This is a genomic window from Arthrobacter sp. AL12, from assembly GCF_029960645.1.
GTDB lineage: Bacteria > Actinomycetota > Actinomycetes > Actinomycetales > Micrococcaceae > Arthrobacter.
On the sequence record NZ_JASBQY010000020.1, the window covers coordinates 54,196 to 66,108 of the forward strand.

Annotated in this window: 15 protein-coding genes; 11 read left to right on the top strand and 4 right to left on the bottom strand. The window is 59.9% G+C overall.

Annotated features, from left to right (window positions below; genetic code table 11):
• Positions 1 to 19 precede the first annotated feature (19 nt).
• Both QK291_RS17110 and QK291_RS17115 read right to left on the bottom strand, forming a co-directional pair.
• Positions 20 to 298, bottom strand: coding sequence for a hypothetical protein (locus QK291_RS17110; RefSeq protein ID WP_282383940.1), 279 nt, complete (start codon positions 296 to 298; stop codon positions 20 to 22).
• A gap of 179 nt (positions 299 to 477) precedes the next feature.
• A complete protein-coding gene (locus QK291_RS17115; protein WP_282383942.1) occupies positions 478 to 1,077 on the bottom strand; it encodes a recombinase family protein in 600 nt (199 codons plus the stop codon).
• A gap of 226 nt (positions 1,078 to 1,303) precedes the next feature.
• On the opposite strand from QK291_RS17115, the gene QK291_RS17120 reads away from it, so the two are divergent.
• Positions 1,304 to 1,858: a GNAT family N-acetyltransferase gene (locus QK291_RS17120; protein ID WP_282383943.1), complete on the top strand. Its 555-nt coding sequence runs from the start codon at positions 1,304 to 1,306 to the stop codon at positions 1,856 to 1,858.
• A gap of 113 nt (positions 1,859 to 1,971) precedes the next feature.
• Positions 1,972 to 2,658 carry a hypothetical protein gene (locus QK291_RS17125; RefSeq protein ID WP_282383944.1) on the top strand — a complete coding sequence of 229 codons (687 nt, stop codon included), beginning with the start codon at positions 1,972 to 1,974 and terminating at the stop codon, positions 2,656 to 2,658.
• 162 nt (positions 2,659 to 2,820) lie between these two features.
• On the opposite strand, the gene QK291_RS17130 is transcribed toward QK291_RS17125, so the two are convergent.
• A complete protein-coding gene (locus QK291_RS17130) occupies positions 2,821 to 3,147 on the bottom strand; it encodes a hypothetical protein (RefSeq protein ID WP_282383945.1) in 327 nt (108 codons plus the stop codon).
• A 203-nt stretch (positions 3,148 to 3,350) separates the two neighbouring features.
• Here QK291_RS17130 and QK291_RS17135 point away from each other — a divergent pair, with 203 nt between their 5' ends.
• From QK291_RS17135 to QK291_RS17145, 3 genes are read left to right on the top strand one after another with little or no spacing between them, the layout of a single operon-like run.
• Positions 3,351 to 3,947, top strand: a complete 597-nt coding sequence (locus QK291_RS17135; RefSeq protein WP_282383946.1) for an RNA polymerase sigma factor — start codon at positions 3,351 to 3,353, stop codon at positions 3,945 to 3,947.
• Positions 3,944 to 4,612 carry a hypothetical protein gene (locus tag QK291_RS17140; RefSeq protein ID WP_282383947.1) on the top strand — a complete coding sequence of 223 codons (669 nt, stop codon included), beginning with the start codon at positions 3,944 to 3,946 and terminating at the stop codon, positions 4,610 to 4,612. Before QK291_RS17135 ends, QK291_RS17140 begins: the two co-directional genes overlap by 4 nt.
• Positions 4,613 to 4,643: 31 nt before the next feature.
• Positions 4,644 to 5,276 (top strand): hypothetical protein, encoded by a 633-nt coding sequence (locus QK291_RS17145; RefSeq protein WP_282383948.1) that lies wholly within the window; start codon positions 4,644 to 4,646, stop codon positions 5,274 to 5,276.
• A 495-nt stretch (positions 5,277 to 5,771) separates the two neighbouring features.
• Here QK291_RS17145 and QK291_RS17150 read toward each other — a convergent pair whose 3' ends face one another.
• Entirely contained in the window at positions 5,772 to 6,383 is a 612-nt protein-coding gene (locus QK291_RS17150; protein ID WP_282383949.1) for a recombinase family protein, read from the bottom strand.
• 245 nt (positions 6,384 to 6,628) lie between these two features.
• Here QK291_RS17150 and QK291_RS17155 point away from each other — a divergent pair, with 245 nt between their 5' ends.
• From QK291_RS17155 to QK291_RS17180, 6 genes are all read left to right on the top strand, one after another.
• A complete protein-coding gene (locus QK291_RS17155) occupies positions 6,629 to 7,144 on the top strand; it encodes a sigma-70 family RNA polymerase sigma factor (RefSeq protein ID WP_282383950.1) in 516 nt (171 codons plus the stop codon).
• A complete protein-coding gene (locus tag QK291_RS17160; protein WP_282383951.1) occupies positions 7,141 to 8,211 on the top strand; it encodes a CU044_5270 family protein in 1,071 nt (356 codons plus the stop codon). Before QK291_RS17155 ends, QK291_RS17160 begins: the two co-directional genes overlap by 4 nt.
• Positions 8,212 to 8,461: 250 nt before the next feature.
• The gene (locus tag QK291_RS17165; RefSeq protein ID WP_282383953.1) at positions 8,462 to 9,022 is read left to right on the top strand and encodes a recombinase family protein; all 561 of its coding nucleotides are present in this window, start codon (positions 8,462 to 8,464) and stop codon (positions 9,020 to 9,022) included.
• Positions 9,023 to 9,425: 403 nt separating this feature from the next.
• Positions 9,426 to 9,920, top strand: coding sequence for a GNAT family protein (locus tag QK291_RS17170; protein WP_282383954.1), 495 nt, complete (start codon positions 9,426 to 9,428; stop codon positions 9,918 to 9,920).
• 345 nt (positions 9,921 to 10,265) lie between these two features.
• A complete protein-coding gene (locus tag QK291_RS17175; RefSeq protein WP_282383955.1) occupies positions 10,266 to 10,682 on the top strand; it encodes a hypothetical protein in 417 nt (138 codons plus the stop codon).
• 192 nt (positions 10,683 to 10,874) lie between these two features.
• Positions 10,875 to 11,913: protein kinase family protein (locus tag QK291_RS17180; RefSeq protein WP_282383957.1), on the top strand; the 1,039-nt coding region annotated here is incomplete at its 3' end.

Sequence of the window (11,913 nt, forward strand, 5' to 3'; positions counted from 1 at the left end):
TCCGGCTGGGGTTCTGCCTCTAGCTCTCCTCGTCCTCCTGGGCCCCGTAGATCGGCTCCATCTCCTCCGGCTCCGCGGGAAGGCTGTCGTAGATCATCTCCTGATACACCATCCCGCGTGCCCGGAGCTTGGCCATGTTCGCCAGCCCGATGTACTCCAGCGGCGGTTCCGAGCCCCTGGTTGGTGTCAGCTGTTCGCTGAGGTCCCAGATTGCCTGCTGGATTTCCTCCCCCAAGGTCCAAAAGTGTGTCTCGGGGTCCGCTATCTGCGCGAAGCTCTCCGGGTCGTGATTCTTCATGGTTTCCATGGCGTGTCTGCCGTGCTCGTTCATTGATTACCTCTTCCGGTTCGGCCCACAGGGACTCCAGACTCATCTGGCCCTCAATGTGGTTCTTAGATTTCCTCGGTGCCATGTGCGCCGCTCCCCCTCCGTTTGTCTCCACGCTAGCGAAGGCACCGGAGGATTAACAGCCGCACCTACTCTTGCGGTACCTGCAGACTCTTCCGCTGCCGTGCGAGTTCACGCACGACGGTGGCTTCACTGACCTCGATGGTCTTGGCGATGGCGCTGATCGTCCGCTTCTCACCACGCATCCGGTGCGCGGTGGCTGCTTTGTCCGGCGTCATTTTGGTAGGCCGGCCGCCGACGCGGCCGCGGGCCTTCGCCGCCGCAAGGCCGGCCTTCGTCCGTTCACGCAGCCGGTTCCGCTCATACTCGGCGATAGCGGAGAAGAAGTGGAACATCAGCAACCCCTGGGAGTTGGTCGTGTCCAGCCAGGTCTCCGTCAGCGACCGGAGACCAACCTGCCTGTCAGCCAGCGTCTTCACGATGCCGGCCAGGTCGGCGGTGTTCCTCCCGAGCCGGGACAAATCGTTGACCACCAAAATGTTCCCCGGCTGAAGATGATCCAAGCAGTCCTGCCACTGCGGCCGTTCCGCCGTCGCACCCGACGCAAAATCCGTCCAGATCCGGAAGCACCCGGCAGCGTTCAAAGCATCCAACTGCAGGTCCACCGACTGCTCAGTAGTGCTTACTCGGGCATAGCCAAGCAACGTAGCCACATCAGTCCCCTTCATTCATTCAAAAACCGTCGTCCGGCGGAGTTTTGACCAACACCGTCCCCGTAGATTTCGCAGTCGAGTTCTGACACAGCCTAGCACCGTCGAAGCCGATCTTGAGATGTGAGTTTCCGAAGTCAACTGCACAGAATGTCCAAAGCCGCCTGCACAGCCGCCCGTTGGGGATCGGCTACCGGACGACTATCGTGTCGATGTTCTCGATGTGACGAGATAGGTTCGAACGATGAATGAAGCCCTGAGGCTGCAGAGGCATGAAGACCTCGGCATGATGGAACTTGCCGCAATGCAAAAGCTTTTCGACTCCGAGTACTTAAGCGATTTCGGCCGGTGGAACCCGCACGCGCCTTACGGCTATTCTCCGGCGGATTTCCATGTGCTGGCGTTTCAAGGGTCTGTGTTGGCGGCGCATGTGGGCTTTCAGCGGCGTGTGATCTCAGTAGGAGCCGACGAGGTCCTTGTGGCTGGCACGGGAGGCGTGCTGGTTGATCCACGCTTTCGCGGTACTGGTCTCGGCGGCCGAGCTATGCGGCACGCTCAAAAGGCGATGCGCGATGAAGCCGAAGCCCACTTCGGTTTCCTCGGATGCCGGAATGAGGTGGTCCCCTTCTACGAGTCGGCTGGATGGGTTCAGGTGCACGCCACGGAACGGTGCTTGTCCCGCGCGGACCAGAAATCAGTCATCGTGTCTCAGGGAGGGCCAACGCTCATCTGCTCGTCGAGTCGTGATGCAAGTGAGTGGCCCAACGGCGACATCGATCTTCGAGGGACACCCTGGTGACATCACGACTCAGAGCGCCTTCCCGCGTCCGGTAGAGGATCCTTTACCGGGACACGTGCGGCCTGAATCTCATTCCCATTTACAGGTACCCTCGTTTGATTCATAGTCGAGGCATGAGACTGGCTGGCATTCTCCCCGAAGACGCTCCTGACCCGCGGGCCGGATGGGCCGAGCGCCTGAAGCTGATGCCCATTCCGGTGATGGGGCTCGCGCCTCAACCATCGTTGGAGGACACCGACAGCCTTGGTGTGACCTATGGCCAAGATGATCGTGGGTACAACGAGATGACGGCGAGCATCACCTATACGCTCTGGCGAAACCCGGATGACCGCTCAGACCCGGTAAACCTCGCGGACCTCAACGAGAAGACACGCAGATCGATCGAGGAAGTTCCGCCATGGCCGCGGCCCCCTTGGCTGATCGAGTACGTGGAGCGCCTGCGTTACCCGCAACTTGAGGAGGCCGTGCGAACCACCTGGCACCGCGATCCATCCGAGCGTTCTTCGGTTCGAAGCCTGTTGGTTGACCATGTCAACCACATCCTCATGAACCAATATCGGCAAGAGCTCTGGCCGGGCAGCAACCCGTGGGACCAGCACGCCCCCACAGTTACCGGCCGGATGGTCAACAGCCAGGCCAGGACCGTCATCAACGGAGTCGATATGCCCGGTGCAGAGGTCGATACGGACCCGTTCGTCTACGGTATCGGAGCCCAAATGGCAGGCGGCGGCGTGGTGACCGCTGTGCTTCCCCGCACTGAGCTCAAGCACATCCAGGTCCGGTTCACGACCCGGAGCTAACGGTCACACCCCAGCGTCCGTAAGCGGATGGTGCACCGGCACTAACGCCCGCACATACTGCGGCGGGACTCTCGTAAGGCGGACTCTGAGCGTGTCCTCGAGTATGCGTAGAACAGCTTCGACTGAGACTGCGGCCGTTCGGGACCGTCCCCGGGATGCGGGCTAGCCTGACTTAGGGGTGTAGTCGGGGTAGTAGCGCCGGATCTCGCTGACCGTTTTCCCTGCGGCGATCATGCGTTCAACAGGCATGAGGCTGCGGACTTCATCGTCGCTTGAACGGACACTGTTCCACGGGCCCATGGTCTGATAACAGAAGTCGTTGGGGTCGGCCAACCGCAGTTCGTCGTAGCATTCCGGATGGTCCGGGTCGTTCGACGCCGGCAGTGATGCCCCGGGCTTCACCTGCCCGGTTTCCTCCTGGCCGGCGCCAGTGAGGGCGGAGCCGCTGGCGGCGGCTGCCCCGAGTCCCAGCATGACTGCTAGTGCCAACGAACCGGCAATGGCCTTCGTCCTGCGAATCATCGTTTTCCCCAAAATTCGGTACGCGGCTTCGGAGGGATCAATGTAGCACCCTCGATCGTTGGAGGCCGCGGGTGGTGGTGGTTGGTAGATCCGACGGACACGGACGCCAAAAAAATTCGAGGTCGAGGGAACTTTTCTAAAGGCACCGGACACTACTAGGTATGAACCAAATGGGGGAACAGGATGCTGAGCTGTGGGAGAGGTGCGTCGACGGTGATCCAGATGCTCTCGGAAGTTTGTTCGACCGTCACTCGGATGCGGTATTCCGCTACTGCCTGAGCCGCACAGGGTCGTGGCACGATGCCGAAGAACTCGTATCAGTCACGTTCCTGGAAGCATGGCGGCAACGTAAGGGACTGACCCTTCAGCGGGATTCCCTGCTTCCCTGGCTGCTGGGAGTGGCAACCAACGCGGCCAGAAACAAAGCCCGCTCCATCCGCAGACATGAGCAGTTCCTGGGCCGGCTTCCGCATTCACCGTTTGTTCCGGATCATTCCACCGCCGCGGACGAGCGGTTGGACACTGAACGGCTGGTCAGGGAGTTGCTCGACGGAACAGCGGGGCTGACCGACGGTGAGCGGGATGTGACCCTGCTGTGCCTGATGAACGGGCTCACCTACGAGGAAACCGCCACGTCGCTGGGAATCCGGATCGGCACGGTCCGCTCGCGGGTGCACCGGGCTAAGAAGAAACTCCGGGCCGCTGCCCCGCACCTCCTCGACCACACCGGGGAGCCCGCTACCATCCTGGAATCGAGGCTGTCATGAACCTTTCAGACGTTCGCTACCCTGCCGACACGAAGGCGGCGGTCCGGAACCTGCTCGTTCAGGAAGCCAGACGGGAAGTCAAGCCAACCCCGTGGTGGCGCAAACCCGCCGCACTGACCTTCGCCGGGCTGGCCCTGGCTGGCACCACCGGCGCTGGTGTTTATGTCGCACTGGCACCTGTCGAGGACAAACGGGACATCCGCTGCTACTTCCATGCCGACCTCACCACAACGTATCCGGTCGCCGGGGCCCCGGGTGTCACGAGGCCGCCCTTCGTAACCACCGGTATCTTCGTCACCGGATTCGACGCCAAGACGAACCCCAACCCCGACGACGCAAACGCAGGAATGCAACAGGTTGCAGACCCAATAAACCAGTGCAGCAGATTGTGGGACATGGGCGAGATGAACCCGGGAGGCATTACCAATGACCTCATCCCCGACGGGTTCGTGTCTCCTCCTCCCGGGCCGCCTGGGGACCGTCCCGTCCCTGAAGGTGCGGAGAAAGACCAGAACGGCAAATCTCTCTGGCCCGATCCAGCCATCAAGGTATTCGGCAACTACGTCCCCCACCTCACCGAATGCGTGGTCGAGAACTCTGTCGCCGTCATCCCCGGCCGGGCCGAGGTCTGCGCCCAACTAGGAATCCCTGCCCTCGAAAAATAGTCACCGACCACATGAAGGAAAGACGGAGCCCATGAAGACATCAACAACAGCCCTGACCCTGGCAAGCCTTGTCGCCGCGGCCGGTCTCCTGACCGCCTCAACAACACTGACAGCCGCCTTCGCATCCCCAAACGAACCAGCGCCGAACCATGCAGCGACACACGCCACGGCGACCAGCACCTCGGTAGCCGTGGCAGACACCAGAGACATCCGCTGCTACTACCGCGCCGATCTGGAACGCACCTACCCGGCGCCGAACGCGCCGGGGATCACCATGCCGCCCTTCCTTCTAACCGGCACCATGGCAACCGGATTCGACGCCAACCACAACCCCGCCCCACAGGATCCACGATCGGGAATGCTCCACATCTCCGACCCGGCCGCCGCCTGCTCGGACCTCTGGGACAAGAACTTCATGAACCCAGGCGGGATCACCTCTGACTTCATCCCCGCAGACTTCATCACCCCACCCGGCACGGCCGGCGGCTGGGACGGACAAAGCACCGACGCACAAGGTAAGCCGCTCATCGCCGGGCCATCGGAGAACCACTCGGGCCACTACGTACCGCAACTCACAGAATGCGTCGTCGAGAACACCGTCAGCGTCATCCCTGGCCCCGCCGACATTTGCAGCAAACTCGGGATTCCCTCACTGGTGAAATAGCTTGGTGTTGGGATCTTGGGGTGGCAGTCCGGGCTGAACGTGATGCGCGAATTCAGCGCAAGATTTTCCGCCCCTCACTAAGCGAAATCGTCCCGCAAGAGGGTGGCCCGCGTAACGTCCCGTAAGCCGGTCCCCCACCGGCGCAAGCGCCACCCAGAATTTCGAGATCACGATTCCCCGAGTTTCCGCGGCCGCCCGATTCCCGTAAGACCCGCCCGCAAAAATGCCCGGTGACGGGGGGCTAAACGGTACATTCAACACCATGACCGAACTCCTCATCGGATACGCCCGCGTATCCACGAACGACCAAGACTGTCAGTTTCAGAAGTCGTCTGCACTGGATCCCGCGGAAGTACGGGGCGAGTGCAGAGGACTCCTGACACGGATGCGTTCGAAGTCGTCTGCACCAACCGTCGTTTTGTCTGAAGTCGTGTGCACCAACCGTCATTCTGTCCGTAGTCGCCTGCACGAAACGCCACCGCCGTCCGGGATTTTTTAGGCGCTCGGCTGGGTCCCGGCGGTCAGCGCTTCCGGTGGACGGGGCGGCAGGTAGCGGTAGAGACTGGATCGGGTAATACCGGTGGCTTCCACGATCTCGGAGATGGACTGATTTTCCTGGTCGCGAAGGTGTGCGGCGTAGGCCAGTTTCGCCGGATCGACCACGCTGGGCCGGCCGATCCTTTTGCCCTTAGCGGCAGCAACGGCGCGCGCGTGGGCTGCGCGTTCGATCGCGTAGGTTCGTTCCATTTGGCCGAAGAGCGCGAGCATCACAACTGCCAACTGCGACATGGGATCCTCTGGGTTGGCGGAATCAACCCGGATCGGGTCAGCCAGGTTCCGGACTCCGACGCCGCGGCCTGCTAGGTCGTGGATAAGGTTCAGAGTGTCCCGGACGGTACGGCCCAACCGGTCCAGGGTGTGCACCACGATGACGTCCCCATCGCGGGCCTGATCGAGGGCTTCATGCAGGCCGGGCCGATTTGTCGTGGATCCGGATTTCTTGTCGACGAAGATATGTTTGGCGGGGATTCCCTCGCCGCGCAGCGCTTCGATCTGCCGGTCGAGGTCCTGTTTCCCGGTCGAGACGCGGGCGTACCCAATATTCATTGGACCACTGTACCGATATTTATCCTGCACCGTCTGCGCGGGACGCCAAAGTGAACATAGTTGTGGAACGAATTTTCGTGGCGTGTCGCAAATTCTTGAATGACCTCCCCAGGGCGTTCCACTTCCTAGGAACTGGGACACTGCTGCCCATCAGCGAGTGCGCCGAAGGAGACGCTGTAATTCACACTGCCAATGTTGTCAGGTGCGCTCGTTACACTTTCGGAGATGCCGGACATTAACCGGGTATGAGCTTTCAAGCAGTCCGGAAGGATCGTGCAGATTTGGAGCGGGAGAAGCGCTTCCTGATAGCGCATGCGGCCGCGCACGACCGCATCTATCGCTATCTCCGCCGCCGAACGGTGAACGCCGCGACAGCTGAGGATCTCTGCTCCGAGGTTTTTAGAATCGCTTGGGAAAAATCGGCCAACGACGATCTTCTCTCCATCATGATCCTTTTCGGTGTCGCCAAGAACGTACTCCGAAACCATGACCGCTCTGCAGTTCGGTCCGCGAGACTCATCGGTGAGCTCTGCGCCGACCGACCCAGCGAAGCCTCTGCGCGGGATTCCCCACTTCTTGAGGCCCTGGAACGACTCAACCCCGATGAACGCGAAGTCCTGCTCCTGACGTACTGGGACGGCTTCACTTCCAGAGAAATTTCAGACTTACTAAACATCAGTGCCACGGCGATCAGAATGCGCCTTCACCGAGCACGTAAGGTACTAGGCCACCTAATTCAGACAGAGGGTGCAGAACTATGAACCGGAAAACGAATGCCGAGCAGATAAGAAGCCATATGGCCTCTGCAGATCCTGCAGCGCGAATCACCGATCACGAACTGGCCCAAAGCCGAGAACGCTCCCTCAGAGCTATCCAATCCCTCCCCGTGGCAGTAAAAGATGCTGCGCTGAACACCCTTGAACCTTTGCCTGCCGTTGCATCAACGTCTTCCTTGCAAAGCCGTCGATCACGGACCCGGTTGACGGCGGCAGCTGCCGCTGCTGTTGTGGTGGGGCTGATCGCAGGAGACGTCGTCGGTCTTGCCGGCTGGCGCGGCGGCGCTACCGCCCAGGCGGCAGAAATTCTCAACACCGCGGCACAGACGGCAATCACCACGACCGATCCCGTGGTGAATCCAGGCCAGTACTTAAGGATTCAAAGCACCAATGTCTGGATGACCGATTCGTGGGAACCAGACGGTGCCAAGTACCAGTGGCTGGACACCGAAAAATTCGACATGTACATCCCGGCTGAACGCAGCGACGAGTGGGTGTGGCAACGATCAGGTCGTGTGCCCACAACGTTCTTTGACGAGAAGGCACAGGAATTTGTCCTTGAACAAAAGATTCAAGCGCACCCGGAACTGCTGCGCGCACCGAAGGGAGAGTTCTACGGCAGCGCAGGCGGCTGGCTGTCCGCAGACATGTCCGCTTTTCCCCGCGACCCGTACCGGCTCCTCAACAGCATCTACAAACTAACCCTGGGGAAAGGCCAGTCGGTAGATGGGCAAGCGATGGTGTTCATAGCCGATCTTCTACGAACTGGCATCGTTCCTGCTGATCTGCGTGCAGCCCTCTATAAGGCCGCGGCCATGATTCCCGGCGTAACGATCACCGAGGGGCAAGCAAACCTCAACGGCCACACCGGTGTCGCCATTGGTCACACCGACAGCTCAGGAAGCGGACGCAAAGAGATCATCATCGACCCCAAGACCGGGCGATTGATCGGTGAACGAGAAGTACTCAATCAGGACTATCAGGCAATCCCCGCAGGGACGGCCATAGCGTGGACCGCTGTCGAAACATCCGTTTCCGATACAGCTCCATGATCACTCAACGTGCGAAGGACCTCCCTGAGCCTTCGTCGTCTTTCGAAACCTCTGTGTCCGGATGAATTCCGCTCTCGCCCATTACTCGATAGCTATACAAGAGCGTTGTACCGTTCTGTTGCGAAGGCCCGCCTGTCCACCCTGGGAGGCCTTCGTTGTACCCCAGAGACTGTCAAAGGCCTCTGCCCGTCAGGTTCACCGCACGCCACGTTGTCTGTCCTGATCCGGTGCAGACGACTTCTGACATTCCGTGCAGACAACTTCTGAAAATGACAAAGACCTCACAGCCCAGAAGAATGCCTTGGCCGCTCTCGGGGTGTCACCGGAGAAGACGTTCACAGACCAGGGCCTCACCGGCGCCAGCCGTGCCCGGCCGGGACTCAGAGAAGCCCTGGCCGCCTGCCGGGCCGGGGACACCCTTGTCGTGACCAAACTCGACCGCCTGGCCCGGTCGCTACGCGATGCAAAGGACATCGTTGACGAACTCACCCGCCGCGAGGTCAAGCTGAGCATTGGCGGGTCCGTCCACGACCCGACTGATCCTGTCGGCCGGCTCCTCTTTAACGTCCTGGCCATGGTCGCGGAATTCGAAGCCGACCTGATCCGCGCTCGGACCCGGGAGGGCATGGCGGTCGCCAAGGCGAAGGGCCGCCTGCGGGGGAAGCAGCCCAAGCTCTCGAAAAAACAGGAAGCCCACCTGGTCTCCGTTCACCGAGCAGGGACCCACACGACGGTGGAACTGGCCGAACTCTTCGCGGTAGCGCGTTCAACCGTCTACCGCGCCATCAAACGCGCAGGCGACGCCGCCTGACCGCTTAGCGTGAATGCTCATCGGGACCCCGGGCGAAGGCCCTAACGCAATAGCTACAACCGTCGACTTCGAAAAATGACAACGAGAGGCGGTTCAGGCACACAGGCAAAAAGGGTCGTTATTGATGCTGTATCTACTAATCCTGGGCCACACCGTTCAAAGTCTGTTTACGTCAGAGTGATCGGTGCTGTATCGATGGAAGTCAGCGAGGAGTACTGGCTGCCGCGTTCATCGTGCCGATTGCCCATAGACCCCAATAGTCGAAGAGTGCCCCCGAAGTCATATCGCATCTGCAACGGCGGCGAATAGCGGAGGCTGACACATGACATCGCCTGTCGGGTGGTCGCGCAGTCCGGCCCAGTGCGGGCCGAACACGAAGACCGTGGGTGCATAGAATGCAGGAATGTTGCTTAAACCCACGGCAGTCGACGATGTGGACGTATTCCTGAGCTGGGTTCCCGACAAGGAAGCCATGGTGCGGTGGTCAGGGCCGACATTTTCGTGGCCACTTAACCGACTCCAGCTGGAAGATTACCTGACCGATCCGCACCGCCAGTACTGGACTGGGATCGACGAAACCACCGGAGCGGTTGTGGGGCACGGCTCCATGTTGTTCGACGATGAGGCGCAATCTTGTCGTCTGGGCTTCATCATCGTCGATCCCGGCCGCCGGGGAGAGGGTTTGGGCCGGCGGTTGATGGAACAGTTGGCGGCCACGGCCTTCAAGACCAAGTCCGTAGGCGAATTTACTCTGGGCGTATACGCCAACAACAGCCCTGCCCGAAGTCTCTATGAGTCACTTGGCTTCCGGGGATCCGAAGTTGTCATGCGCACCGCGGTGGGTGACGAGATGTGGGAAGTAATATCAATGACGCAAAGCCGCGAGCATCAAAACTGAGACTCCCGCACTCGGAACACCGTTATCCAGCAGCCGCCAAGCCGCATGCAAGCACGAGAGATTGATCCGGAATGCCCGGACACGAACGAAGATCCGGAGGGCAGCACCATCAAGAGTGATCCACGTCTTCCGAATGGCCCCCGGCCGGATCCTGCGCCCGCACCCGACGATTCTGACCGAACGGGACGCGGAACGCATCTGAGCCGAACCCTGGTCGCTGTCGTGCACGCAGCCGCATGGGTAACAGCAGTGGCATTCTCGATGCAGACGTTGACGGCTTCACAAAATGATCCCGAACCATTTCTTGACCTTCCAACCATTTCCGGGGCTGCCCTCAGTGCTGTCTTGCTTGTACTCGTCGGCGGGCTCAGCGCCAGGTTTTCCCGGCCCTCGGGACGGCTAACGCTTCCGCGGTGGGCTGCGCCCCTCGCCATGGCGGCGCTGCTTCCTTGGGCGTTTACAGCGGCCTTCGCCGTCTTCGTCTCCTACATTTTCTCCGTCTCTCCTTCGCCCCACGAAGGCTCGTCCTGGTTTGCGTACTCCCCTTCCTGGCAGTGGGGCCGGATTTTGTCCTTTTCCCTGATTGCCTGCCCCGCCGCTGGGGCGTACCTTTCCCTCCTTCTGATCTGGCGGCGGCGAGACCCGCGCATCCCCCATCATCGCCTCGTCCGAAGTGTCCTCATCACCCTGACGCTGTCATTAACGGTCTGTGCCGCGATGATGCTGACCGTCCAGCACCTCCTGGCACCGTTCCAGCCCTAGCAACCAGCTTGCTCCGATTTCGACCCACATAGGTCGGAACTCATAGGCCAGCGGTTTTGCGGCACCCGGATTTCGATATGGGTCCTTTTTGACGCACCCAACAACACGAAGCTCCGTCTTGGTAGAAGTGAGAGAATCTGGAACGAAGGGGCGAAACCGGCCGGTTCCCCCAAAGGACAGAATGGGGGGACGATGCCGACCGCTGCCGACATGCGAGTGGCTGATCTACTGGATAAGTACAAGGATCGACCTGCACCAAGGGCGTACTCGCGCCTCTACGAGGACGTTGCCGAGTTCGGACACATGTTGGCTGTTCTCCACGATCAGCTGAACCGTCATTTTTCTGCGATCAATGAACGGGCAAAGACTAAACAGAACTACTGGGCCGAGCGGAGCCGTGAGCTACTCGCCCTCATCGAGGAACTGCGACAAGACCTTCACAGTTTGAGCCTGGCTGGCTTCGATGTGAATCTTCTCGACTCCTATGAGCTAGCCCTCGAAGATGCAGAAACATGGCTGATGAAGAGCAACGGAAGTCCCATCCCGGACGACTACAAGCCCGTCGAAATTCTGCGATATGACCAGGCTTTCAGCTTCGGTGACAAGACAATTCGGTTGAAGAAAGAATCAACACCATTGGATCTGAAGATGGTGGGTAGCGGGTCCTATGCGAACGTCTACAGCTACGTCGATCCTGACTATGGGGTGAAGTACGCGGTCAAGAGGGCCAAGCGAGGGATTGACGCTAGGGATCAACACCGGTTCCGGCAGGAGTTCGACGTGATGAAAGCCCTCAGCTTCCCCTACGTCGTTCAAGTGTTCAAGTTCAATGAGACACGCAACGAATACGGCATGGAGTTTTGCGGCGAGACGCTGCGTCAGTATGTCCAGAGCAGAAACACCAGTCTCAGTTTCTCGACAAGGAAACGCATTGCCCTGCAGTTCCTCTACGGACTTAACTACATCCACACCAAGGGTCTGCTGCACCGAGATATCAGCCTTCAAAATGTACTGCTCAAGATCTACGACAGTGAAGCTGTCCTCGTGAAGCTGTCAGATTTTGGGCTCGTTAAGGACAAGTCCTCGGAGTTCACTCGCACCCAAACGGAGATGCGTGGAACCATACGAGACCCAATGCTTCACGACTTCAAGAGCTATGATCTCGTGAACGAAATGTGGGCTGCTGCGGGGATTTCGGACAGCGGAATTAGTGGATTCTTCTACGCTGCCA